The sequence below is a fragment of the Algorimicrobium bowmanii genome, assembly GCF_054031195.1.
Window position 1 is genome coordinate 928,657 of record NZ_CM132929.1, and the last position, 24,581, is coordinate 953,237.

The following is a 24,581-nucleotide window of genomic DNA, read 5'->3' on the forward strand; positions in this document are numbered from 1 at the left end:
CTATTGGAAAATCAAGTAGTTTCACAATAGTAAGTTACAAAATATATGCTTTATAGTATGCGTCTAGCTTGCACGAAAGCAAAATACCAATACCGTTGTGAAAGTTCAGAAATCATAACACCTTTACTTGTTGAAGCATGAATAAATGCAACATACCCTGCTCTAGACTCTGTAACTATGCCTACATGATTTATTTTTCTGCTATTTTTTTGAGTAGCAAAAAAAAGTAAATCTCCTTCTTGTACTTTTTTAACATCTACCCAATCTCCTGTTAGTGCTAACTGTGAAGTGGTACGCGGAAGTTGGATTTCCTCTTTTTTAAATGATGTAACAACAAGTCCTGAACAGTCCATGCCTTTTTTGGTACTGCCCCCATATTTGTATTTTACACCTTCAAAAGTTTTGGCATAATCTATAATTGAATTGGCCTTAGCTTTATCGGTGTTTCTACTTGTGGATTTTCCTTTAGTACTAGTTACCGAAGTGTTGTTTTTTTTAGACGATTTAGTGGGGGTTTTGGTCGATTTACAAGCTGAAAAAACGACTAAACACAATAATATAAGTAAGCTTCTTTGCATGCTTTTGGAAATAGGTGGTTTTGTATTAATATCTAAAATTTAGGTTTCGTTTAAAAGCGATTTGTAAATTAACTTAGCGGTTTTAGCACTAGCTCCTTTGCCGCCTAATTTTTGCTCCAACTCATAATATTCTGAAAATAGCTTCGCTCGTTTTTCTGATTCTAAAATTTTATCTAATTCTAATTTTAAACGTTTAGTAGTAAAATCTGATTGGATTAATTCGGTTACAACTTCACGATCCATAATTAAATTCACTAACGAAATAAAATTAATGTGTTTTATAAGACGTTTACCAATTTGGTATGATAACCAACTTCCTTTGTAGCAAACAACTTCAGGGACTTTAAATAAAGCCGCTTCAAGTGTAGCTGTTCCGGATGTTACCAATGCGGCATAAGAAACACTTAAAAGGTCGTAAGTTTTATTTGATATAAAATGCACATTTGAATCTTTGATAAACTGTGCGTAGAACGCATAATCTTGACTTGGTGCTCCCGCAATTACAAACTGATAATCCGGGTAGTCCGAAACCAAACTAAGCATTACCGAAAGCATTTTTGATATTTCTTGTTTTCTGCTTCCTGGTAATAAAGCTATAATGGGTTTGTCACTTAATTTGTGTGTCTGACGAAAGGTTGCTTCATCTACTTGTTCTCTCCCAGATATAGCATCAATTAGCGGGTGTCCAACAAAATTCACATCGTAGTTATGAGTTTTGTAAAATGTTTCTACAAAGGGCAGAATAACATACATAGCATCAATATCACGCTTTATTGCTTTTACACGCCCAGAACGAGACGCCCAAACTTGCGGTGAAATGTAATAATTAGTTCTAAAACCTTGTTGTTTAGCCCATTTTGCAATGCGTAAGTTAAAACCTGAATTATCAATAAAAATAATAGCATCAGGTTGGTAGTCTGCGATATCGGTTTTACATAAATCAATATCTTTAAAAATAGAGGAGAGGTTCATGATTACTTCAGCAAAACCCATAAACGAACGTTCTTTGTAATGCTTCACCAAATGGCCACCTTCTGCATGCATTAAGTCGCCACCCCAATAACGGAATTCTGCTTGAGCGTCTTCTGCTTTTAATGCTTTCATAAGGTTTGAAGCATGTAAATCGCCAGAAGCTTCACCTGCAATTATATAATATTTCATACTATATGAATTTTATTAGAAATGTAAATACAGCCACAAAAATGGTTGCTAATAAGACTCCTCTAGCACGATAATCTTGTTTCTTTTTTAGAAAAATAAAAAAAGCCATAAGATTTAAAACAGCACCCAAGCTAAATAGTTTACCTAAGAAACCCTCGGCTGATGCGTTTTTAAGCGATATTAAAAAATCGTCATGATTTCCCAAAAAAATAGTTGCTAAATACAAGCCGATACTATTGGCTATTAAACCAACTACGAATCCGATAAAAACTTCTTTTTTAATCATTAAAATTCCAAGTATTTAATTGTTGAACATAATGGTGAGCTGTTAAATCAAAATGGACCGGAACAACCGATACATATCCATGTTCTAAAGCCCATTCGTCGGTGTCTTCGCCTTTATCTTGATTAACAAATTTTCCTGTTAACCAGTAATAATCTTTTCCTTGCGGTGTTTGTCTTTTGTCAAATTTCTCTTCCCAATTGGCTTTAGCTTGACGGCATATTTTAATGCCTTTTATGGCATCTTCTTTTAGATTGGGAATGTTTACATTAAGTACCACATCCTTAGGTAGTCCGTTTGCTAAGATTTCGCGAACTACTTTTTTGGCAATTGATTTCGCTGCAGTAAAATCGGCATTATAATTAAAATCAAGAAGCGAGAAGCCTACAGCGGGAATACCTTCAATACCAGCTTCTAAAGCAGCACTCATAGTCCCTGAATAAATAACATTAATTGATGAGTTTGAACCGTGATTAATACCGGAAACACAAAGGTCAGGTTTTCTGTCTAAAATTTCATTTACGGCAAGTTTAACACAATCTACGGGTGTTCCAGAACAACTATATTCTGTGCGTCCAGAATCATCAATTGTAACTTGCTCTAAATGTAAGGTAGAATTAAGAGTAATGGCATGCCCCATTGCGCTTTGTGGACTATCGGGTGCAACAATTACAATGTCGCCAATTTCTTTAACAGCATCAATTAAAGCTCGAATGCCTGGAGCTGTTATGCCATCGTCATTAGTTACTAAAATCAAGGGTCTTTTACTCATAATTATCCTAATTATTTTATATTGCTAAAATACATAAAATCATATGTAAAGCCTTAATTTATCTGCTTTAACAAAAAATTAATAGCAATTGATTATTTTGGCATGGTTTTTTAGTTAATTTAGTGAAAAATATACTATGCTTTTTTTGAGAATTATGAAAAGGAATTACAATATACTCGTATTACTGCTCCTGCTTGCCTTTGCTTCCTGCAGCTTTACAACTAAAACATTTGATAACCCCGATAAGGATAAATTATTAATTCAAGTTATTACCTACGTGTTAGAGCGCGGTCATTTCGACCCTAAAACTATAGATGATAACTTTTCGGAAGCAGTTTATACAGATTACTTAAATCAGTTAGATCCCTTAAAACAATATTTCTATAAATCGGATATTGAAGAATTTTCTGAGTATAAAGATCAAATAGACGATCAGTTAAGAAATTATAATATTTCATTTTTTAATTTAACACATGAGCGTCTTATACAACGTATTGAAGAGGCGAAAGATATTTATAAAGATATTCTTGATAAACCGTTTGACTATACAAAAAACGAAACATACAATGCTGATTATGACGCCATAGATTATGTTTCCAATAAAAAAGAGTTAACAAACCGTTGGAGACAGCGATTAAAATATACCAACTTAGCTAGTTATGATGATTTAATGTATGAACAAGAGAATATTGAAACATTAAATGCTAAGGCCGATTCTTTAAATACAGATCGTATAGAGAAAAAAACACTTAAAGAAATTGAAATTGAAGCTCGTAAATCAACGTTAAAAACGATTGATATTTATTACAATGATTACATTGATGATATGGAACGTGATGATTGGTTTGTGTTTTATATTAATGCTATAGCTCAAGAATTTGATCCTCATACAACCTATTTTGCACCGCAAGATAAAGAGGCTTTCAATCAGGACATGGCCGGAAAATTAGAAGGTATTGGTGCGCGTTTACAGAAGCGTAATGGCAATACTAAAATATTAGAACTTATTTCTGGAGGTCCAGCATGGCGCGGAAAAGAATTAGAGGTTGGTGATGTTATTATGAAGGTGCGTCAAGAAGATGAAAAAGAAGCCGTTACTATTACGGGTATGCGTATTGATGATGCTATTAAGCTTATAAAAGGGCCAAAAGGAACTAATGTGTATTTGACGGTTAAAAAAGTAGACGGAACAACCGAGGTGATAAAAATTACTCGTGATGTTGTAGAAATTGAAGAAACCCATGCGAAATCTGCTTTTGTAGAAAAAGATGGTAAGAATTTTGGGATAATTAATTTGCCTAAATTTTATGCTGATTTTGATGATTATAAAAAGTTGAACGCAGCATCTGATGTGAAACGAGAAATTATTCGTCTTAAAAAACAAGGTATGGAAGGTCTGGTTTTAGATCTACGTAATAATGGCGGAGGATCTTTACAAACAGTTGTTGAAATGGCAGGTTTGTTTATAGAAGATGGTCCAATTGTACAAGTGCGTTCTACTGAAGACCCAAAAGAGGTTTTAAATGATACCGATAAGTCTATTGTTTGGGACGGTCCTTTAGTAATTTTAGTTAATGAATTTTCTGCTTCTGCTTCCGAAATTATGGCGGCCGCTATGCAGGATTATAAACGCGCAATTATTATAGGGAGTCAACAGACTTATGGTAAAGGAACTGTGCAATCTTTTTACGACTTAAACCGTATGGTTAAGAATAATCAAATTGGCGATTTAGGAGCCTTAAAAGTGACTAGACAGAAATATTACCGTATTAATGGTGGTTCTGTACAGTTAGAAGGTGTTAAAAGTGATGTTATTGTTCCAGATCGTTTTTCGTTTATAGATATTGGTGAGAAGGATCAAAAGAACCCTTTAACTTGGGATGAGATTGATGCTGCTGATTATGAGTTATGGGAAGGCTATTTTGATTACGATAAAACTATCTCCATGAGTAATAGTAGAATGAAAAATAACGAACAACTTAAGTTGATTGAGGAGAATGCAAAATGGGTGCGTGCCAGAATGGATGAAAAAAATTACCCATTAAAATATGTTGATTATAAAGCTCAGTTAGATTCTAATGAATCTGAGTCTAAAACTTTTGAAAAAATAGGTGAGTATCAAACCAATTTAACATACAATTCATTGCCATATGAGCAAAAGCTTTTTGAACAAGATACAGTATTACAAGATAAGCGAAACCGCTGGCATGAAAGCTTAAGTAAAGATGTTTATGTAGAAGAAGCACTTCATGTTTTAGAAGATTTAAAAGCATCGTATTCTATTAAAAAAGTAGCTACAGTAAAGGATTAATAAATTTATGAGTCACGAATCTAGCTCATTAAGTCAATTAGCGCTCCAGAAATTTAAAAAAGATTTCTGGGGCGTTTTTAGTTTGATTTTTATTGTTTGTATCGGGTTGGTTTCTGTGTTTGCTTATGTTTTAGCGCCGGACAGCTCTGAATATGCTAATCAGATGCATTTAACTATTCATTCTAAGCGTCCAGGTTTTACTGTGCAAATGCTTACTATTCCTCAGGAGGATCAGGTTGAGCAGTCTGTAGTTTCAAAATTATTTTTTGGTGATAAAAATCAAGATACGGAGATTCCTATAACTTCTTATATTGTAAATGGTGATGAATTGCAATATACAGAATATGCTTCCGATGGTCTTCAAGGTATGGTGAAAACCATTTCCATGGAAGGGCTTTCGGAAACCAATTTAATAACTTCAAAAACATTTATTTTCGGTACCGATAAGTATGGCCGTGATTTATTAAGTAGGATATTAGTGGGTGCAAGAATCTCTTTTTTTATAGGGTTTATAGCTGTTTTTATTTCCCTCGTTTTAGGGGTGTTTATGGGGAGTGTCGCTGGGTATTTTGGTGGTCGAATAGATGCTGTTATTATGTGGTTTATAAACGTGTCTTGGTCTATTCCAACCTTGTTGTTGGTTATTGCTATTACATTAGCTTTAGGTAAAGGGTTTTGGCAAGTGTTTATTGCTGTAGGTTTAACTATGTGGGTTGAAGTTGCGCGTGTAGTTAGAGGTCAGATTATGGGGGTTAAACAAATGCAGTATGTTACAGCAGCACGAGCTTTAGGGTATAACGATTTTAGAATTATAACTAAGCATATTCTTCCAAATATTATGGCTCCGGTTATAGTTATATCAGCAGCAAATTTCGCTGCAGCCATTTTAATCGAAAGTGGTTTGAGTTTCTTAGGTATTGGTGCGCAACCTCCAATGGCTAGTTGGGGAGCAATGATAAAAGATCATTACAACTATATTATATTAGGTAAGGCTTATTTAGCTTTGATTCCTGGGGTTTGTATTATGAGCTTGGTTATGGCGTTTATGTTAGTAGGAAATGCGCTTCGTGATGCCTTAGATGTTAAGTCTTAGTGATGTGATTAAGAGTCTTTATTAAGAAATAAATAACTCCGTATTCTTGTTCTTGTAAGTTGAAATGAAGCAGATTTTTACTCCGTTTCCATATTTTCATTTATTTCATGAATGTAGTTAAGCAGTTCTTCCTTGCCAATGTTTTTAGAGGAAGAGGTTACAAAGTAGTTTGGCATTTGTTCCCAAGTTTCTAATAGTATAGCTGTGTAGTCAGCTATGTGTCTATTAATTGCTTGAGGCTTCAGTTTGTCTGCTTTTGTGAATATAATTGAGAATGGTACGCCATTTTCTCCCATCCAAGACATGAATTCTAGGTCAACAGGTTGAGGCTTATGTCTAATGTCAACCAATACAAAAGCGGAAACCAATTGTTCGCGTTGATTGAAATAATTAGTTATAAATTTCTGAAATGTTTTTTTAGAACTTTTAGAAACGCGCGCATAACCATAACCGGGTAAATCGACTAAAAACCAGTTTTTGTTTATTAAAAAATGATTTATCAATTGTGTCTTTCCAGGTCTTCCAGATGTTTTTGCTAAACTTTTCCTGTTTGTTAGCATGTTTATTAATGACGATTTCCCAACATTACTACGGCCAATAAACGCATACTCAGGAAGTAGGTTTTTTGGACATTTAGCAACGTCAGAATTACTCATTACAAATTCTGCTGATTTAATTTCCATATCTATTTGGTTGAAAATTAGTTAAAGGTTAAAGCTCGTGTTTTACTAGCCAAGCATTCATAATGCTGTTAAATTCTTCTGGATGTTCCATCATGGCTGCATGTCCACATTTGTCTATCCAAAACAATTCGGAATTTGGAAGTAATTCGTCAAATTCAACAGCAACCTCTGGAGGTGTTACATTGTCATTTTTACCCCATATAATACAAACTGGAGTTTCCATGTTGGGTAGGTCTTTAGCCATGTTGTGACGAATGGCACTCTTAGCAATGGCTAATGTTTTTACCAGTTTATGTCTGTCGTTAACAGTCTCGTAAACTTCATCTACAATTTCTTTAGTAGCAACTGCAGGGTCATAAAATACATCTTGTGCTTTTTTCTTTATTACCTCGTAGTCACTTCGTTTTGTATACCCACTACCCATGGCACTTTCGTATAGTCCTGAGCTCCCGGTAATAATAAGTGCTTTTACTTTTTTAGGATATAATTTAGTATGATAAAGACCTATGTGTCCTCCTAAAGAATTTCCTAACAAAATAACATCATCTAATTTTTTAAATTCAATGAAGTCATGAAGATATTTGGCAAAGCTTTTTACGTTGGTCTTTAGTAAAGACATACTGTAAATGGGTAGTTCAGGAATTATTACACGATAACCTTTTCTACTGAAGTGATTTGTAACGGAGTCAAAGTTACTTAAACCGCCCATTAACCCGTGTAATACAATTATTGGTTTGCCTTCTCCTACCTCAATGTAGCTAAAACTATTTTCCTTTTTTAATCTGTGCGCCATTAATTGGTTCTTCTTTTCTTAAACAAATATAGGTAATTCATTCATAATATATTCACTTTTCTTAAAACAGACGCTTTTGTTTAGAGTTCAAGATATTAACAATTACTATTTGTTAAATTTTCCCACTTTTTAAGTTGTTGATAGGTAGTGTTTAAGAGGTGTTTAGTGTGTTGGAAATGATTTTCGTAGCTATGTTAATTAATTAATTATTAACAATGTGGTAAAAGGTGGTAAAAGGTGGTAAAATTTCAATATATTTGAAACTTAAACCCGAGAATCTAAAAATTTTCTTTTGAACTCATTAATAGGTACATACGAATGCAAGGTAGACGCAAAAGGACGTCTTATGTTGCCTGCTGCGCTAAAAAAGCAGTTGTCGCCAGTGCTTCAGGATGGGTTTGTTATAAAAAGAGCGGTCTTTCAATCGTGTTTGGAGTTGTATCCAATGTCAGAGTGGGAGGTCTTAATGCAGAAGATTAATAAGTTGAATCGGTTTAAAAAGAAGAACAATGATTTTATCAGGCGTTTTACGGCTGGTGTAAAAATAGTTGAAGTTGACGCTGCTGGTAGGTTGTTGATACCAAAGGATTTGGTGATTTTTGGAGGTATTTCGAAAGAGATAGTAATGTCTTCAGCTGTTAATATTGTTGAAATTTGGGATAAAGATAAGTACGAACAAGCCATTGATGATGCTACCGGAGATTTTGCGGATTTAGCTGAAGAAGTAATGGGACAAGATGATGATGATTATGGAATATCATAACCCTGTATTGTTGAAAGAGACGGTTGATGGTTTGAATATCAATCCGGACGGCGTGTATGTGGATGTTACTTTTGGAGGTGGCGGTCATAGTCGAGAAATATTAAGTCGCTTAGGAGAGGGAGGGCGTTTGTTTGCTTTTGATCAAGATCCTGATGCTTTAGAGAATGCTATAGATGATGAGCGTTTTACGTTGATCCATGAGAATTTTCAGTATATGAAGCGGTTTTTGCGCTTTTATGGTGTAAAAAAAGTAGATGGTATTTTGGCTGATTTTGGAGTGTCGTCACATCAGTTTGATGTTGCTGAGCGTGGTTTCTCTACAAGGTTTGAAGCGGATTTAGATATGCGTATGGATCAGAAAAGTAATTTGTCGGCTTACCATGTGGTGAATGATTATGATGAAGAGGAAATAAAAAATGTGCTTCTCCAATATGGTGAATTGCGACAAGCGCCGGCAATGGCTAGAGCTATTGTTGAGCAGCGTAAGGAAGTGCCTATTAAAACAAGTGTACAGCTAAAGCAAGCTTTGCAGAAGTTTTTAAATCATAAGAAAGAAAATAAAGTGTTGGCTCAAATTTATCAGGCTATACGTATAGAGGTTAATCAGGAGATAGCAGTTCTTAAGTCTTTTTTAGAGCAGTCGCCAGGGTTGTTGGCGGAAAAAGGGCGTCTAAGTGTTATCTCGTATCATTCTTTAGAGGATAGATTGGTGAAGCGCTTTATTAGAAACGGTCTTTTTGAAGGTGAGCCAGAGCGAGATGTGTTTGGTAATTTTGATGTGCCGTTAAAGAAAGTGGGTAAATTAATTGTGCCTACTAAAGAGGAAATACGAATAAATAACCGTGCTAGAAGTGCTAAGCTTCGAATTGCGGAAAAAATATAGTTCAAACGTTTAATAATAATCTGTTAGTGCTTTAAGTTAAGTGAGCCTTGAAAAAGGGTGTTGGTATGAAAGAAAAGTTTTCTAGTATAGTTAAGGGGGCGTTTTTAGTGAATGAGAACGCGTCAAAAAATTGGCGAATGATTTTGTTTTTGTCGCTTTTGGCTATAGTTATGATTGCGAGTGCTCATAGTGCAGATAAAAAAGTGCATCAAATTGCACGTTTGAATAATGAAGCAAAAGAATTGAGGTCGTCTTTTGTGGATGGTAGAACAAGGCTTATGGAGTTGAAGAAGGAAACAGTAGTGGAATATAAAATGAAGGCTAAAGGATTGCAGGTCTCGGAAATTCCACCCACTAAAATTAAAGTTAAATCTAAAAAGTAGTTCAGCTTGGCAACAAACGAGAAGAACATATTAAACCGATTGTATTTTGTAGCAGGATGTATGTTTATCTTCGCTATAGCAGTTGTATTTAAGCTTTTGAGTATACAGATGCTGCAGGGTGAGAAGTATCGTAGTATGGCTGAAAAACGAACACTTAAGGATGTTGTTATTCCTGCTAATCGTGGTAATGTGTATTCGGTAAACGGGAATTTGTTAGCGACCTCTGTTCCGAAATATGATATACGTATTGATGCTATCACGCCAACTTCAGCAAGATTCGAGAAATATCTTAAGCCTTTATCGGATTCACTATCTAAGTATTCTGGTAAACCTTCTACTTATTATCAAAAGGAAATTAGAAAAGCACGTGTTAATAGAAATAGATACTATCTGTTGGCGAGAAATATAGGGTATTCTGATTATGTTCGTATCAGAAATTTTCCGTTGTTAAATCTTGGAGCTTTTAAAGGAGGTCTAATTGTGGAGCAAACTACAAGGCGTGAACATCCTTTAGGGGGGATTGCGCAACGTTCTATTGGTTACGAGCGATTTGATGATGAAGGAAATGCTACGCGAGCAGGTATAGATGGAGCTTTTGGTGAGAAGTATTTGCAGGGAACGGACGGAAGGCGTTTAAAGCAGAAAATAGGAAAAGGACAATGGAAGCCTATTGCAGATTTTAATCAAATAGAGCCAAAAGATGGTTATGATGTTTATACAACTCTAAATGTTAATATCCAGGATATTGCACATCACGCCTTGTTGCAGCAGTTAGAATATTATGAGGCTGAACATGGTAGTGTAGTGGTTATGGAAGTTGCTACGGGTGAAATCCGCGCTATTTCTAATTTGGGAAAAACAAAGAGTGGTGGTTATTATGAAAAGTTAAACTATGCTGTTGGTGAGTCTCATGAGCCAGGTTCTACTTTTAAAGTTATGGCTTTGATGGCGGCATTAGAGGATAAAGTTATTGATACATCAACTGTAATTGATACTAAAAAAGGGCGTAAAGTTTTCTATAGGAATACAATACGTGACTCCAAGCATGGTGGGTACGGTAAAATTTCAGCAGCACGCATTTTGGAAGTTTCTTCTAATGTGGGTATTGCGAGTATAATAGATGATAATTACGCTGCTAATCCAGAGAAATTTATAGACCGATTAAAGAGTTGGTCTTTAGATAAACCTTTAGGGTTGCCAATTCTTGGGGAAGGAAAGCCGGTTATTCCGGAGCCTGGCGATAAGATTTGGAGTAAAGCGGCTTTGCCTTCTATGTCGTTTGGTTATAATTTAAGACTAACACCATTACAAACATTAACATTTTATAATGCAATTGCTAATGATGGGGTTATGGTAAAACCGCGATTTATAAAAGAAGTGAAAGAGCTTGATAGGCCGGTTGAGGCTTTTGATAAGTATGTGATTAATGAAAAAATAGCATCCGATAAAACTTTGGGGGAGATACGTGAAATACTAAAAAATGCTGTTGTTCGTGGAACTGGGCGTTCGTTGTATTCACCTTATTTTTCAATGGCAGGAAAAACAGGTACAGCTAAGTTTGAGTATTGGAAAGAGAGTTCTAAAACGAATCCAAAATATGTGTCGTCTTTTGCTGGGTACTTCCCTGCTGAAAATCCAAAATATTCTTGCATAGTGGTAATTCATAAACCAAGTGTGAAAAAAGGGTATTACGGGGCAGATGTTTCTGGACCAGTATTTAAAAGGATAGCTCAAAAAATATTTACAGATACACCTATTATTGATGAGGTGGAAACTTTAGAGGTGAATGATATAGCTGTAGCAAAAGCGTATGATGCATATTACAAAACAGCTCAAACGTACAAGACTATCATGCCGAATGTTGTTGGTTTGCCAGCAATGGATGCAGTTGCCTTGTTGGAGAATTTGGGGTTGAAAGTGGAGATGGATGGTGTTGGTCGTGTAAAAAAGCAGTCAATATCTAAAGGAGTTAAGATTAAGAAAAATCAAAAAGTAACAATACAAACATCATGATGGTTTTAAAAGACATATTGTATAAAGTGCCTTTGCTAGCGGTATCTGGTGATACAGGTGTTGCAGTGGAGCGTATTGTTTTTGATTCTAGAGATGTAGCTGATAGTGATGTTTTTGTGGCTATTAAAGGAACTGTTTCCGATGGTCATAAATATATTAATATAGCAATCGAAGCTGGTTGTATTGCGGTTGTTTGTGAAATCTTACCTGATGTTTTAGTAGATGGAATTGTGTATGTTGAAGTAGCTAACGCTTCTAGTGCTTTAGCTCTAATGGCTTCTAATTTTTATGGAAATCCTTCAGCTGATCTGAAGTTGGTTGGTGTGACAGGTACTAATGGGAAAACGACTATCGCAACCTTGTTGTATCAATTGTTTAAAAATGCTGGTTTTAAGGTTGGTTTATTGTCAACTGTGAAAATTGTGGTGGATGATATGGCGTTTAAAGCAACGCATACAACTCCAGATTCATTAACGATAAACAGGTATTTAAAAATGATGAATGAAGCGGGGGTAGAGTTCTGTTTTATGGAGGTTAGTTCTCACGGTATTCATCAAAAACGTACAGAAGGTTTGCAATTTGTAGGAGGTGTGTTTACAAATTTATCCCATGACCATTTAGATTATCATAGCAGTTTTGCGGAGTACCGCGATGTGAAAAAAGCTTTTTTTGACGGTTTATCTAAAAATGCGTTTGCGTTGGTTAATACGGATGATAAAAATGGTTCGGTGATGCTGCAAAATACCCAAGCAAAAAAAGTAACCTATGCTTTAAAAACTTACGCAGATTATCAAGCGCAAATATTAGAAAATCAGTTTACAGGCTTATTGTTGAAAGTTAATGGGAATGATGTTTGGACCCGCTTAATAGGTAGTTTTAATGCTTATAATGTATTGGCTATTTATGGTGTTGCAGAATTGTTAGGCTTAGAACATGTAGAAATTTTACGTTTGATAAGTGATTTGAAAAGTGTTTCAGGGCGTTTTCAATATATCATTTCGGAAGGAAATGTAACGGCTATTGTGGATTATGCGCATACGCCGGATGCGTTAAAAAATGTTTTAGAAACAATAAATAGTATCCGTACTAATAATGAAGAATTGATTACGGTTGTTGGTTGTGGTGGTGATCGTGATAAGACAAAGCGACCAAAAATGGGGCATATAGCTTCAGCTCTAAGTACTAAAGTGGTTTTTACGAGTGATAATCCTAGGAGTGAAAATCCCGACACTATTATAGAAGAGGTGGAGGCTGGTGTTGAACCACAGAATTATAAAAAAACCGTTTCAGTAACGAATAGAAAACAAGCTATTAAAACGGCTTGCCAGATGGCTAAGTCAAACGATATCATATTGATAGCGGGAAAAGGTCATGAAAACTATCAAGAGATAAACGGTGAGCGTTTTGATTTTGATGATTTTAAGATAGTTCAGGAATTATTAAAACAATTAGATAAATAATATGTTGTATTACCTATTTGAATACTTAGACAAGTATTATGATTTTCCGGGTTCGGCGTTATTTGGTTTTTTAACCTTTAGGGCTGCTGTGACCATCATTTTATCCTTGTTGATATCAACTATTTTTGGACGTCGTATTATACGTTTTCTTCAAAAACAGCAAGTTGGTGAAACTATCCGTGATTTGGGGTTAGAGGGGCAAGTTGAAAAAGCTGGTACTCCAACTATGGGGGGTATTATAATCATTTTAGCCACTTTAATTCCTGTTTTATTATTCGCTAAGCTAGAGAATATATATATCATATTGTTGATAGTGACCACTTTGTGGATGGGTACAATAGGTTTTATAGATGATTATATTAAGAAATTTAAGAATGATAAAGAAGGTCTTAAAGGGCGTTTTAAGGTCTTGGGGCAAGTTGGATTAGGTGTTATAGTAGGGGCTACTTTATATTTTCATCCAGAAGTTACGCTTAAAGAAAAGTTACCCCAAGCACAGCAGATGGAGATTTTGGCAGCAAACCCCAATGTGGAATCGTCTAAGTTGTTTAAAATGGAAGAAAAGTCAACAAAGACAACAATTCCTTTTGTTAAAGAAAATGAATTTGATTACGCCGATTTGATAACTTGGATAAGTCCTGCTGCAGCTAAATATGCGTGGGTAATTTTTATTCTAGCGGCTATTTTTATTATTACAGCAGTTTCTAATGGAGCTAATCTAACAGATGGTATTGATGGATTGGCAGCAGGAACCTCTGCTATAATTGTGCTTACGCTAGGAATATTTACTTGGGTGTCAGGTAATATTATATTCTCCGATTATCTGAATATTATGTACATCCCAAGAGTTGAGGAAATTACAATTTATATAGCTGCTTTTGTGGGGGCTCTAATTGGTTTTCTTTGGTATAACACATATCCGGCACAAGTATTTATGGGAGATACGGGGAGTTTAACAATTGGTGGGATTATAGCAGTTATAGCTATTGCGGTAAGAAAAGAATGGTTGATTCCTGTTTTGTGTGGTATTTTTTTAGCAGAGAATTTATCTGTTGTTATGCAGGTAAGTTGGTTTAAGTATACTAAAAAGAAGTTTGGAGAAGGTAGACGCATATTTAAAATGTCGCCCTTGCATCATCATTACCAAAAATCAGGATATCATGAAAGTAAGATTGTAACACGATTTTGGATTGTTGGAATTTTACTAGCAGTAATAACCATCGTTACACTGAAGATAAGATAACTTTCTGATACTATAATATGAAAAGGTTAGTCGTTATAGGAGGAGGAGAAAGTGGTGTTGGTTCAGCGCTTTTAGGTAAGGCAAAAGGTTATGACGTTTTTGTGTCAGATAAAGGAGAAATTAAAGAGAAATATTTAAACGTTCTTAAAGATAATGACATTAACTGGGAGGCTAAAAAGCATACAGTAGAGTTAATCTTAAATGCCGATTTAGTAGTTAAAAGTCCAGGAATTCCAAATACAGTGCCGTTAGTAAAGCGTTTGCTTGAAAATGATGTTTTGGTTATTTCTGAAATTGAATTTGCAGCAAGTTTTACGGAAGCGACTCTAGTGGGTGTAACGGGTAGTAATGGAAAAACAACCACCGCTACCTTAATTCATCACTTGTTAAGTCAGGAACTAGAAGTTGGTTTGGCAGGTAATATTGGCGATAGTTTTGCAAAACAGGTCTTGTTGTGTGATTCGCCAAATTATGTTTTGGAAATAAGTAGTTTTCAATTAGATAATTGTGTGAATTTTAATCCACATATAGCAGTGTTGTTAAATATTACACCAGATCATTTAGATCGTTACAATTATGATTTTGATGCTTATACGGCATCAAAATTTCGCATAGCTATGAATCAAACATCAAAGGATTATTTGATTTATGATGCAGATGATGTAGTAATCTGTGATTGGTTAGATAAACACCCAGTAGAGTCAACATTATTGCCGTTTTCATTAACACGTAAAATTGAAAATGGCGCATATTTAGAAAAAGAAACATTGATAATAACAATAGATAATAATCAGATAATTATGTCAACAAAAGATATAGCATTACAAGGAAAGCATAATTTAAAAAACGCTATGGCAGCGTCTACAGTTGCGCACCTACTAAAAATTAGAAAACAAACTATACGTGAGAGTTTAGAGAATTTTCACGGTGTAGAGCATCGTTTGGAAGAGGTGTTGAAAATAAATAAGGTGAATTATATAAATGATTCTAAGGCAACTAATGTTAATGCAACCTACTATGCGTTAGAGAGTATGGGAGCTCCAACTGTTTGGATTGTTGGAGGTGAGGATAAAGGTAATAATTACGAAGAATTGTTTCCTTTTGTTAATGAAAAAGTAAAAGCTATTATCTGTTTGGGCGTAAATAATAAAAAATTATTGGAAAATTTTGAGTCTATGGTTGATGTTATTGTTGAAACTCAATATATGAGTGAGGCAGTAAAAATAGCTTATAAATTAGCTGAGTCAGGCGATAACGTATTGCTTTCGCCAGCTTGTGCTAGTTTTGATTTATTTGAAAACTATGAGGACCGCGGACGTCAGTTTAAAGAAGCTGTTAGAGATCTGTAATTAAATTAATAACTATAAAATAGGCGTATAAAACGTGCAAGACGTATTTAAAAATATAAAGGGAGATCGGTTAATTTGGGCTATTGTGGCACTGTTGGCCATATTTTCATTTTTACCCGTTTATAGTGCGGCTAGTAATTTGGCTTATACAGGTGCAGGAAAAGGAACTTTTTCAATTTTCTTCGGACATTTTATGCACTTGGTATTAGGGTTTTTAATATTGTTTTTGGTTCATAAAACACCGTATCGTTATTATAAAGCAGTATCCATTTTATTGTTGCCAGTTATTTTGGTGCTGTTGGTTATAACACTCATGCAGGGTTCATCAGTATCAGGAACGAATACTAGTAGATGGATTAGAATACCAGTGGTAGGTATGTCCTTTCAAACGTCCACTTTTGCTTTTGTAGTTTTAATGGTATATGTCGCACAGTACATGGCAAGAATTAAGGATAAAGCAGTAACATTTAAAGAATCTATACTGCCGCTTTGGGGGCCTGTGTTTTTTGTGTTAGGGTTAATTCTTCCAGCAAATTTTTCTACAACAGCCATCATGTTTTGTATGGTGTTGATATTGGTTTTCTTAGGTGGTTACCCTGTACGTTATCTAGCCGTTATTATTGGGTTGGGTTTAACAGGTTTAACATTATTTATATTGGTAGCAAAAGCTTTTCCGGATGCTATGCCAAACCGCGTTGATACTTGGATAAGTCGTGTTGAAAGCTTTTCCGATGATACGGTAACTGAAGAGGATTATCAGATAGAAAAAGCTAAAATAGCCATTGCTTCGGGTGGGATAAAAGGAGTTGGTCCGGGTAAAAGTACTCAGAAAAACTTTCTTCCTCAGTCATCTTCCGATTTTATATTCGCCATTATTGTTGAAGAGTATGGTTTGATAGGAGGCTTTGGTTTGATGATTTTATACATGGCTCTGCTTTTTCGAATAGTTGTGGTCTCTCAAAAGGCGGATACTATTTTTGGTAAGCTTGTGGTTTTAGGTGTCGGATTACCAATTGTATTTCAAGCCTTGATTAATATGGCTGTTGCTGTACAGTTATTCCCTGTAACGGGACAAACATTACCGCTTATTAGTAGTGGTGGTACATCTATTTGGATGACATGTTTAGCTATTGGAATTATACTAAGTGTTAGTGCGAAGCGAGAAGAAATAATAAAAAAAGAACAAAGTGAGGACAATCCTTTGGATATCCTTTCAGGAACAATTTAAAATAAATTACGCAGGTATTTGTGGTAGATAATAAGACATATAAAATTATACTTTCTGGAGGTGGAACAGGTGGACATATATATCCAGCTGTTGCGATTGCTAATGAGTTGAAGTTGCGTTTTCCAGATGCTGAGTTTCTTTTTGTAGGAGCCAAGGATCGTATGGAGATGGATAAAGTGCCGCAATCTGGTTATGAAATTATAGGACTGTGGATTTCAGGAATCCAAAGGGAACTAACGTTGAGAAATTTAAGTTTTCCTTTTAAGTTATTAAGCAGTTTATGGAAATCAAAGCAAATAATAGCAAAGTTTAAACCGGATGTTGTTATTGGAACCGGTGGTTTTGCTAGTGGCCCTTTATTGCTAGTGGCTACATCAAAAGGAATACCAAGTTTAATACAAGAGCAGAATTCTTATCCGGGAATTACAAATAAGTTACTAGCTAAAAAAGCAGACAAAATTTGTGTTGCTTATGATGGATTGGAACGCTTTTTTCCTGCTGATAAAATTATAAAAACAGGAAATCCTGTTCGTGAAGATTTATTACATATTGCTAGTAAACGTGATGCGTCGTTTGATAATTTTGATTTAGATAAAGATAAAAAAACCATCCTAGTTTTAGGAGGGAGTTTAGGAGCTAGACGCATTAATGAGCTTATAGAAAAAGAACTCGATTTCTTACTAACGCATAATGTTCAGGTTATCTGGCAGTGTGGTAAATTATATTACGATAAATATAAAATTTATGATCATACCAAGCATATTCAAGTGCACGAGTTTATAAATAATATGGCTTGTGCTTATGCAGCTGCCGATATTATTATATCACGTGCTGGTGCTATATCTGTATCCGAATTATGTATCGTAGGGAAGCCTGTAATTTTTATTCCTTCGCCAAATGTGGCTGAAGATCATCAGGCTAAAAATGCCCAAGCTATTGTTAATGAAGATGCAGCTATTATAATTAAGGAGAGTGATTTGGAAGTTGATTTTCAAAATAAGTTTATCCAACTTATCATGTCTCCAGAAAAGCAAGATCAGTTAGGAGCTAATATTAAAGAATTAGCCATGGTCAATGCTACAAAGCATATTGTAGATGAAGTAGAATTGTTGTTAAATAAATCAAATACATGAACCTAGAATCCATACATAACGTATATTTTATTGGTATAGGAGGTATCGGAATGAGTGCTCTTGCGCGTTATTTTCATGCCAATGGGAAGCGTGTATCTGGTTATGACAAAACAGAAACCGATATTACTAGAGCCTTAAATGAATTAGGTGTTTCTATTCATTTTGAGGACTCTGTTTCTAATTTTGATGATTATTTGTTGAATGCAACGAATACTTTGGTTGTTTATACGCCTGCCGTACCGAAGGATCATAAAGAATTGGTGTATTTTAAAAATAGTGGTTATCGTGTTTTAAAGCGTTCTGAAGTTTTAGGTGTTATTACTGAAAACACATTTTGTATGGCGGTTTCTGGTACGCATGGTAAAACGACTACTACAAGTATTTTGGGGCATATCATGAAGGTGTGTAATGTGTCTGTTACGGCTTTTTTAGGAGGGATTAGTGAGAATTATAATAGCAATTTAATTCTAAACGGAACGGACGTAACAGTTGTAGAGGCTGATGAGTTTGATAGGTCATTTTTAACCTTATCACCAGATTTAGCTTGTATTACTTCAATGGATGCTGATCATTTAGATATTTATGGGGAAGCATCAGAGTTAGAAAAGTCTTTTGAGGATTTTTCGAAAAAATTAAAAGATCAAGGAACACTATTTGTTAAAAATGGTTTGCCTTTATCTGGAGTAACTTATGGAATTGAAGATGATTCCGATTATGTAGCTCACAATATAAAAATTAAAAATGGTGCTTATGTTTTTGATGTAAGAACACCGAATGCAGATATTAAAAATGTAGAATTTAACCTACCTGGTAGACACAATTTGTCTAATGCGTTAATAGCTTTAACAATGGCTGTAGAATATGGGTGCCCCCACCAACAGATTGTTGAAGCTTTGACGACTTATAAAGGAGTTAAGCGTCGTTTTTCATATCATATAAAAACGGATGATTTGGTTTATATAGACGATTATGCTCATCATCCAGAAGAAATTAATGCAGTTTATCAAGCTGTAAGTGAAATGTATCCAGGAAAACGTGTTTTAGCCGTTTTTCAACCACATTTATTTACAAGAACGCGTGATTTTATTGATGATTTTGCAAATAGTTTGTCGAAATTTGACGAAATTTTATTGCTTGATATTTATCCAGCTCGGGAATTGCCCATCGAAGGCGTAAATTCAGAATGGTTATTAAATAAAATACCAAATAATAAAAAGGAATTGGTGTCTAAAGACGCATTGATTTCTAAAATTAAAGCTAGTAACGCCGATGTTGTTTTAACAATAGGAGCTGGAGATATTGGAGAAGAAGTTCAAAAAATTAAAGTTGCTTTAACTCATGAAAATTAATTGGAATTACATAAAAATGTGTTTGTTGCTAATTTTAGTGATAGGCTTGTTTGCGTTTTCTTCCAAGAAAAACGATCAACGTATTGTGAGTTCTCCAGAAATTAATTTTAATGGTGATGATAATCTGTTTATTACACAAGAAAATGTTAGTAAATTGTTAATACTAAATCAAGAAGGTGTTGAAAACGTGGCTAAAGAAACCATAGATTTGAATTTATTGGAATCTGCCCTGAATTCAAATCCAATGATTAAGACAGCTCAAGTGTACGTTGGTGTTAGCGGACATTTAGTAGCTGAAGTAGAACAAAGAAAACCGATAGCTCGAGTAAGTAGCTCGATGTCTTTTTATATAGATGAAGAAGGTACATATATGCCTTTATCAACAAATTATACTGCAAGAGTGCCATTCGTTACAGGATCTGTAACTGAAACGGACCTTGAAACGGTGTATGAAATGGCTGTTAAAGTTAAAGACGATGCTTTTTTAAATAAGCATGTTGTTAGTATTCATCAGTATCCAGATAAGACACTTTCGTTAAGACTAAGACAATGTGCTTTCGAGGTTTATATAGGGACATTATCGAAATTAGATAAAAAAATAAATAATTTAAAAGCATTTTATAAGAAAGCTTTTAAAGACAAAATATTAAATAATTACAGTAAGGTGAATCTGCAGTTTGATAGCCAAGTAGTATGCACTAAATCTTAAACTATGGAAGAGAATATTGCAATAGGATTAGACATTGGAACCACAAAAATTGTGGCTATGATTGGTCGTAAAAATGAATACGGGAAGGTAGAGATTTTAGGAATCGGTAGGTCTAAAAGTTTAGGCGTTCACCGTGGTGTTGTAAATAATATAACGCAAACTATACAGTCTATACAATTAGCTGTTCAACAAGCAGAAGCTGCATCCGATTTAAAAATTGAAAATGTAACGGTTGGTATAGCAGGTCAACACATTCGAAGCTTACAACACAGTGATTATATTACCCGTCCGGATGCTGATTTGGTAATAGATGATGGAGATATTGATACGCTAATCAATCAAGTACATAAATTAGTTATGTTACCTGGTGAAGAAATTATTCATGTTTTACCGCAAGAATATAAAGTTGATGGTCAAGCTGAAATAAAAGAGCCCGTAGGTATGTACGGAGTTCGATTAGAAGCTAATTTTCATGTGGTAGTTGGTCAAATGTCATCTATTAAAAATGTTGGCCGATGTGTTAAAAGTTCTAATTTAAATCTTGAAGGTATTACACTTGAGCCTTTGGCTTCAGCAAATGCAGTTCTCAGTCAGGAAGAAAAAGAAGCCGGTGTCGCTTTAATTGATATAGGAGGTGGTACAACCGATTTAGCCATTTTTAGAGATGGGATTATCCGCCATACAGCTGTGATTCCTTTTGGAGGAAATGTTATTACTGAAGATATAAAAGAAGGATGTTCTATTATTGAAAAGCAAGCCGAGTTACTTAAAATCAAATTTGGTTCTGCTTGGCCAGGCGAAAATAAAGACAACGAAATAGTTTCTATTCCAGGATTAAGAGGAAGAGAACCTAAAGAAATTACATTAAAAAACCTTTCAAGAATTATTCATGCTCGTGTTGTGGAAATTATTGAACAGGTTTATGTTGAAATAAAAAATTACGGTCACGAAGAACAAAAGAAAAAATTAATAGCAGGTATCGTTTTAACTGGTGGTGGTGCACAATTAAAGCACTTAAAACAATTGGTTGAATATATTACAGGAATGGATACGCGTATTGGTTATCCTAATGAGCATTTGGCAGGTAATAGTGATGATGAAATTACAAGTCCATTATTTGCAACAGCAGTTGGTTTAGTTATGGATGGCTTAAAGCGTCAAGAGCGTAAGAAAATAGAAGTTGCGTATGAACAAGAACAAGCAACTCAGGAGTCCGAGCCCGAAGAAGATGTTATTGAGCAAGGAAATGAAGAGGAGCAAATAGAAGTAGAAACAGCTCCAAAGCCTCTAAAAAAATCATTTTTGGATAAGTTTACAGATCGTATCAAAGATTTTTTAGATAACGCTGAATAAATAAGCCATCTAAAAAGAAATAAAAATAAGAGAATAATTAAGTATATATAAAACGAAATTCATGAGCAGCAACAAAGAATTCGAAACAAGCATTTCATTTGATTTACCTAAAAATCAATCTAATGTTATTAAAGTAATAGGCGTCGGAGGAGGCGGAAGTAACGCAATTAATCACATGTTTCAACAAGGGATTAAAGGCGTGGACTTTGTAATTTGTAATACCGATGCACAGGCATTACAAAATAGTGGTGTACCCAATAAAATTCAATTAGGACTTAACCTTACAGAAGGTTTAGGTGCCGGAGCTAATCCAGATATTGGAGAGAAATCAGCCGTTGAAAGTTTTGAGGACCTGCAACGTATGTTGGACACCAATACCAAAATGATTTTTATTACTGCAGGTATGGGAGGTGGAACCGGTACAGGAGCCGCACCTATAATTGCTAAAATGGCTAAAGATTTAGATATCTTAACAGTAGGTATTGTTACAATGCCTTTCCAGTTTGAAGGGAAAATGCGTAACGAACAAGCTCAAATAGGTATTGAAAAACTGCGTAGTGTAGTAGATTCGCTAGTTGTTATTAATAATAATAAACTACGTGAGGTTTATGGAAATTTAGGATTTAAAGCAGGTTTCTCTAAAGCAGATGAAGTATTATCTACAGCTGCACGAGGAATTGCAGAAGTAATTACACATCACTATACACAAAATATTGATTTACGTGATGCTAAAACAGTTTTAAGTAGTAGTGGTACTGCAATTATGGGGTCTTCTAAATCCTCAGGGCAAGACCGTGCAAAAGAAGCTATTAGTAAAGCTTTAGATTCTCCTCTATTAAATGATAATAAGATTACCGGTGCTAAAAATGTATTGCTGCTAATAGTGTCTGGTACTCAAGAAATAACTATTGATGAAATAGGAGAAATTAACGATCATATTCAAGATGAAGCCGGAAATGGTGCAAATATAATTATGGGTGTTGGTGAAGACGAAAGTTTAGGTGAGTCTATTGCTGTAACCATAATTGCAACAGGTTTTGATATTGATCAACAAGCTGAGATTTCTAATACAGAAGTTAAAAAAGTTATTCATGCTTTAGAAGATGAGCAACCAATGGAACAGGATTTGTCTCGTAAGGAAACAGGTCCAGCTATTTTAGTTCCAAATATTGATGTTAAAGAAGAAACTCCGGAACCACAAGTGGTAAAACACACGTTGGATTTAGGCGATTTAGAGGATCTTAGCTCTCCAGAACCAAAAAAAGATGAAGGCACAGGTTTAATAAAAACTACAGAGGATATTCGTAATACCGAAGTAACTTATGAAGAGGTTTATACTGAAGTTAACGAAGCAGAGTTTGTGATTACTGATGCAACGCCTGCTGCCGAAAATATAGCTGAAACTATCACTGAAGAAACTGAAGAAGAACAACAAATTACTTTGAGTTTTGATATGCCTATGGGAGTTGCTCCTGTTGAGCCTAAACAAGAAGAAAAAATTGTTCATGAGTTAGAAGATAGTATTAAGAAAATACCTGTTACTGATCCTGTTGAAGTTATTCCTGTTACCAAATCAACCGATTCGGGAGAAATTCGTTATGCTTTAGATGACTATGCTGAAGCTGAATCTAGTTTAAACCCTCAAAAAGCGCCAACATCTAAACCAGAAAGAAGTATCGAAATTGAAGAAGCAGGAATTGCTTTTGAGAAGAAAACTGTAGCTCCAGAAATTCATCAAGAACCTGCTGCTGCTGAAGCAGAAATAGATCCTATTCACACACCTATTTCAGAGCTTTTAAAAGAAAGAGCTGCCGAACGTAGAGCAAAAATGAAGGATTTTAATTATAAATTCAATACATCAAAAATAGATGATATTGAGCGTATTCCTGCTTACAAACGTCAAGGTGTAAATTTAGACGCAGCAAGGCATTCATCTGAATCTAGTATCTCAGGTACTAGTTTAAGTGTGGATGATAATGATGATATGCAACTACGAAATAACAATTCATTTTTACATGATAACGTTGATTAACGTATGAATTAAGTTTAGTGTTTGAACTTCATGAAAGCCGAAATAGCAATACCTGTTATTTCGGTTTTCTTTTTTAAGAGATAGTATCAGAAAACAGTTTTTCTTATTATCTTTGTTATCGCAATATAAAATATACTATGAGTTTACAACAAGATATTATGTCGGCCATGAAAACGGCTATGAAAACAAAAGATCAAACAGCGTTAACGGCTTTACGTGCTGTTAAATCCGCAATCCTTTTGGCACAATCTGAGGCTGGAGCTCAAGACGAATTAAGCGAAGAACAAGAGCTTAAAATTCTTCAAAAATTAGTTAAACAGCGTAAAGACAGTGCAGCCATTTATTTGGAGCAAGATCGTAAGGATTTAGCACAGCCAGAAATTGATGAAGCAGCTGTAATTAGTCAATTTTTACCAGAAGCATTATCTGATGAAGAAATAGAATCGGTAGTTGTTGCAACTATTGATAGTGTTGGAGCAGAAGGTATGAAAGATATGGGGAAAGTTATGGGACTTGTAAGTAAGGAACTTGCAGGGCGCGCAGACGGAAAAACTATATCAAATATTGTTAAGGCTAAGTTGTCTTAAATATATTAATCATAATGGCTGCGTAGTTCAACTGGATAGAATATCAGATTTCGGCTCTGAGGGTTGGGGGTTCGAATCCCTTCGCGGTCACAAAACAAAAACCTAAATAACAAATTATTAGTGATTTAGGTTTTTTTAATTTAAATTGTTGTCTCTTTTTGTGTCACTTATTATAGTGATTTCAGCCATTGAAATACTTTAACTAAAATCAAGCAACTTAAAGTAATTAATGACAATACTAAGGAAATAATTAAACCTATCGTTTGAATGTCTTCTTTATAATTAACTGGCTTGTGTTTGCTCTCGGCATTTTTAAAAGCACGAACCCAATGCTCCGCTTCTTGATGATATCTCGTTAGTGTGGTTGAACTGTTGTCGTTAGGTCTCCAATTAAAATCCTGTCTTTCTCCTTGCGTTGCCAT

The 24,581-nt window shown here is 34.8% G+C and carries 23 protein-coding genes and 1 tRNA gene; 17 read left to right on the plus strand and 7 right to left on the minus strand.

The genetic code is table 11. The annotated features are described in order from the left end of the window. Positions 1-50: 50 nt before the first annotated feature. The 4 genes from ACW5R3_RS03985 to surE are packed head-to-tail and all read right to left on the minus strand — an operon-like array spanning position 51 to position 2,794. The gene (locus ACW5R3_RS03985; RefSeq protein ID WP_456578337.1) at positions 51-578 is read right to left on the minus strand and encodes a C40 family peptidase; all 528 of its coding nucleotides are present in this window, start codon (positions 576-578) and stop codon (positions 51-53) included. Positions 579-617: 39 nt separating this feature from the next. Further along, on the minus strand, positions 618-1,739 hold the full coding sequence (gene lpxB / locus ACW5R3_RS03990) for a lipid-A-disaccharide synthase (RefSeq protein WP_456578338.1): 1,122 nt from the start codon (positions 1,737-1,739) through the stop codon (positions 618-620). 1 nt (position 1,740) lies between these two features. Then, positions 1,741-2,025 carry a hypothetical protein gene (locus ACW5R3_RS03995; protein ID WP_456578339.1) on the minus strand — a complete coding sequence of 95 codons (285 nt, stop codon included), beginning with the start codon at positions 2,023-2,025 and terminating at the stop codon, positions 1,741-1,743. After that, positions 2,018-2,794, minus strand: coding sequence for a 5'/3'-nucleotidase SurE (gene surE, locus ACW5R3_RS04000; protein ID WP_456578340.1), 777 nt, complete (start codon positions 2,792-2,794; stop codon positions 2,018-2,020). Before surE ends, ACW5R3_RS03995 begins: the two co-directional genes overlap by 8 nt. Before the next feature lie 154 nt (positions 2,795-2,948). On the opposite strand from surE, the gene ACW5R3_RS04005 reads away from it, so the two are divergent. Next, positions 2,949-5,105: a carboxy terminal-processing peptidase gene (locus ACW5R3_RS04005; RefSeq protein WP_456578341.1), complete on the plus strand. Its 2,157-nt coding sequence runs from the start codon at positions 2,949-2,951 to the stop codon at positions 5,103-5,105. A 7-nt stretch (positions 5,106-5,112) separates the two neighbouring features. Continuing rightward, positions 5,113-6,198, plus strand: a complete 1,086-nt coding sequence (locus ACW5R3_RS04010) for an ABC transporter permease (protein WP_456578342.1) — start codon at positions 5,113-5,115, stop codon at positions 6,196-6,198. 77 nt (positions 6,199-6,275) lie between these two features. Here the strand turns inward: ACW5R3_RS04010 and yihA are convergent, their stop codons facing one another. Continuing rightward, entirely contained in the window at positions 6,276-6,881 is a 606-nt protein-coding gene (gene yihA / locus ACW5R3_RS04015) for a ribosome biogenesis GTP-binding protein YihA/YsxC (RefSeq protein WP_456578343.1), read from the minus strand. A gap of 28 nt (positions 6,882-6,909) precedes the next feature. Beyond that, positions 6,910-7,674 carry an alpha/beta fold hydrolase gene (locus ACW5R3_RS04020; protein WP_456578344.1) on the minus strand — a complete coding sequence of 255 codons (765 nt, stop codon included), beginning with the start codon at positions 7,672-7,674 and terminating at the stop codon, positions 6,910-6,912. A gap of 292 nt (positions 7,675-7,966) precedes the next feature. Between ACW5R3_RS04020 and mraZ the strand changes: the two genes are divergently transcribed. From mraZ to ACW5R3_RS04095, 15 genes are all read left to right on the plus strand, one after another. Beyond that, positions 7,967-8,437 carry a division/cell wall cluster transcriptional repressor MraZ gene (gene mraZ, locus ACW5R3_RS04025; RefSeq protein WP_456578345.1) on the plus strand — a complete coding sequence of 157 codons (471 nt, stop codon included), beginning with the start codon at positions 7,967-7,969 and terminating at the stop codon, positions 8,435-8,437. Next, on the plus strand, positions 8,424-9,320 hold the full coding sequence (rsmH, locus tag ACW5R3_RS04030) for a 16S rRNA (cytosine(1402)-N(4))-methyltransferase RsmH (protein WP_456578346.1): 897 nt from the start codon (positions 8,424-8,426) through the stop codon (positions 9,318-9,320). The genes mraZ and rsmH overlap by 14 nt, the downstream gene beginning before the upstream one ends. A gap of 65 nt (positions 9,321-9,385) precedes the next feature. Next, complete coding sequence (locus ACW5R3_RS04035) at positions 9,386-9,703, plus strand: FtsL-like putative cell division protein (protein ID WP_456578347.1); 318 nt, start codon at positions 9,386-9,388, stop codon at positions 9,701-9,703. Between the two features lie 60 nt (positions 9,704-9,763). Continuing rightward, entirely contained in the window at positions 9,764-11,716 is a 1,953-nt protein-coding gene (locus ACW5R3_RS04040; protein WP_456578851.1) for a penicillin-binding protein, read from the plus strand. Then, positions 11,713-13,176: a UDP-N-acetylmuramoyl-L-alanyl-D-glutamate--2,6-diaminopimelate ligase gene (locus ACW5R3_RS04045; RefSeq protein WP_456578348.1), complete on the plus strand. Its 1,464-nt coding sequence runs from the start codon at positions 11,713-11,715 to the stop codon at positions 13,174-13,176. The genes ACW5R3_RS04040 and ACW5R3_RS04045 overlap by 4 nt, the downstream gene beginning before the upstream one ends. Position 13,177: 1 nt before the next feature. Further along, on the plus strand, positions 13,178-14,419 hold the full coding sequence (mraY, locus tag ACW5R3_RS04050; protein ID WP_456578349.1) for a phospho-N-acetylmuramoyl-pentapeptide-transferase: 1,242 nt from the start codon (positions 13,178-13,180) through the stop codon (positions 14,417-14,419). A gap of 17 nt (positions 14,420-14,436) precedes the next feature. Beyond that, positions 14,437-15,768, plus strand: coding sequence for a UDP-N-acetylmuramoyl-L-alanine--D-glutamate ligase (murD, locus tag ACW5R3_RS04055; protein ID WP_456578350.1), 1,332 nt, complete (start codon positions 14,437-14,439; stop codon positions 15,766-15,768). Between the two features lie 34 nt (positions 15,769-15,802). After that, positions 15,803-16,996: an FtsW/RodA/SpoVE family cell cycle protein gene (locus ACW5R3_RS04060; protein ID WP_456578351.1), complete on the plus strand. Its 1,194-nt coding sequence runs from the start codon at positions 15,803-15,805 to the stop codon at positions 16,994-16,996. Between the two features lie 20 nt (positions 16,997-17,016). Next, complete coding sequence (gene murG / locus ACW5R3_RS04065) at positions 17,017-18,129, plus strand: undecaprenyldiphospho-muramoylpentapeptide beta-N-acetylglucosaminyltransferase (RefSeq protein ID WP_456578352.1); 1,113 nt, start codon at positions 17,017-17,019, stop codon at positions 18,127-18,129. After that, a complete protein-coding gene (gene murC, locus ACW5R3_RS04070; RefSeq protein WP_456578353.1) occupies positions 18,126-19,478 on the plus strand; it encodes a UDP-N-acetylmuramate--L-alanine ligase in 1,353 nt (450 codons plus the stop codon). The genes murG and murC overlap by 4 nt, the downstream gene beginning before the upstream one ends. Beyond that, on the plus strand, positions 19,468-20,187 hold the full coding sequence (locus tag ACW5R3_RS04075) for a cell division protein FtsQ/DivIB (RefSeq protein ID WP_456578354.1): 720 nt from the start codon (positions 19,468-19,470) through the stop codon (positions 20,185-20,187). The genes murC and ACW5R3_RS04075 overlap by 11 nt, the downstream gene beginning before the upstream one ends. Positions 20,188-20,190: 3 nt before the next feature. After that, a complete protein-coding gene (ftsA, locus tag ACW5R3_RS04080; protein ID WP_456578355.1) occupies positions 20,191-21,540 on the plus strand; it encodes a cell division protein FtsA in 1,350 nt (449 codons plus the stop codon). 61 nt (positions 21,541-21,601) lie between these two features. Beyond that, positions 21,602-23,572 carry a cell division protein FtsZ gene (gene ftsZ, locus ACW5R3_RS04085; protein ID WP_456578356.1) on the plus strand — a complete coding sequence of 657 codons (1,971 nt, stop codon included), beginning with the start codon at positions 21,602-21,604 and terminating at the stop codon, positions 23,570-23,572. 137 nt (positions 23,573-23,709) lie between these two features. Then, entirely contained in the window at positions 23,710-24,159 is a 450-nt protein-coding gene (locus tag ACW5R3_RS04090) for a GatB/YqeY domain-containing protein (protein ID WP_456578357.1), read from the plus strand. Positions 24,160-24,175: 16 nt separating this feature from the next. Further along, positions 24,176-24,249: transfer RNA gene (locus tag ACW5R3_RS04095), tRNA-Arg, on the plus strand. Between the two features lie 80 nt (positions 24,250-24,329). Here ACW5R3_RS04095 and ACW5R3_RS04100 read toward each other — a convergent pair. Beyond that, a complete protein-coding gene (locus ACW5R3_RS04100) occupies positions 24,330-24,581 on the minus strand; it encodes a hypothetical protein (protein ID WP_456578358.1) in 252 nt (83 codons plus the stop codon).

Coding starts and splice junctions, on each gene's coding strand:
- ACW5R3_RS03985 (WP_456578337.1), bottom strand. CDS start 578: ATGCAAAGAAGCTTACTTATATTATTGTGTTTAGTCGTTTTTTCAGCT.
- lpxB (WP_456578338.1), bottom strand. CDS start 1,739: ATGAAATATTATATAATTGCAGGTGAAGCTTCTGGCGATTTACATGCT.
- ACW5R3_RS03995 (WP_456578339.1), bottom strand. CDS start 2,025: ATGATTAAAAAAGAAGTTTTTATCGGATTCGTAGTTGGTTTAATAGCC.
- surE (WP_456578340.1), bottom strand. CDS start 2,794: ATGAGTAAAAGACCCTTGATTTTAGTAACTAATGACGATGGCATAACA.
- ACW5R3_RS04005 (WP_456578341.1), top strand. CDS start 2,949: ATGAAAAGGAATTACAATATACTCGTATTACTGCTCCTGCTTGCCTTT.
- ACW5R3_RS04010 (WP_456578342.1), top strand. CDS start 5,113: ATGAGTCACGAATCTAGCTCATTAAGTCAATTAGCGCTCCAGAAATTT.
- yihA (WP_456578343.1), bottom strand. CDS start 6,881: ATGGAAATTAAATCAGCAGAATTTGTAATGAGTAATTCTGACGTTGCT.
- ACW5R3_RS04020 (WP_456578344.1), bottom strand. CDS start 7,674: ATGGCGCACAGATTAAAAAAGGAAAATAGTTTTAGCTACATTGAGGTA.
- rsmH (WP_456578346.1), top strand. CDS start 8,424: ATGGAATATCATAACCCTGTATTGTTGAAAGAGACGGTTGATGGTTTG.
- ACW5R3_RS04035 (WP_456578347.1), top strand. CDS start 9,386: ATGAAAGAAAAGTTTTCTAGTATAGTTAAGGGGGCGTTTTTAGTGAAT.
- ACW5R3_RS04040 (WP_456578851.1), top strand. CDS start 9,764: ATGTTTATCTTCGCTATAGCAGTTGTATTTAAGCTTTTGAGTATACAG.
- ACW5R3_RS04045 (WP_456578348.1), top strand. CDS start 11,713: ATGATGGTTTTAAAAGACATATTGTATAAAGTGCCTTTGCTAGCGGTA.
- mraY (WP_456578349.1), top strand. CDS start 13,178: ATGTTGTATTACCTATTTGAATACTTAGACAAGTATTATGATTTTCCG.
- murD (WP_456578350.1), top strand. CDS start 14,437: ATGAAAAGGTTAGTCGTTATAGGAGGAGGAGAAAGTGGTGTTGGTTCA.
- murC (WP_456578353.1), top strand. CDS start 18,126: ATGAACCTAGAATCCATACATAACGTATATTTTATTGGTATAGGAGGT.
- ACW5R3_RS04075 (WP_456578354.1), top strand. CDS start 19,468: ATGAAAATTAATTGGAATTACATAAAAATGTGTTTGTTGCTAATTTTA.
- ftsA (WP_456578355.1), top strand. CDS start 20,191: ATGGAAGAGAATATTGCAATAGGATTAGACATTGGAACCACAAAAATT.
- ftsZ (WP_456578356.1), top strand. CDS start 21,602: ATGAGCAGCAACAAAGAATTCGAAACAAGCATTTCATTTGATTTACCT.
- ACW5R3_RS04090 (WP_456578357.1), top strand. CDS start 23,710: ATGAGTTTACAACAAGATATTATGTCGGCCATGAAAACGGCTATGAAA.
- ACW5R3_RS04100 (WP_456578358.1), bottom strand. CDS start 24,581: ATGGCAACGCAAGGAGAAAGACAGGATTTTAATTGGAGACCTAACGAC.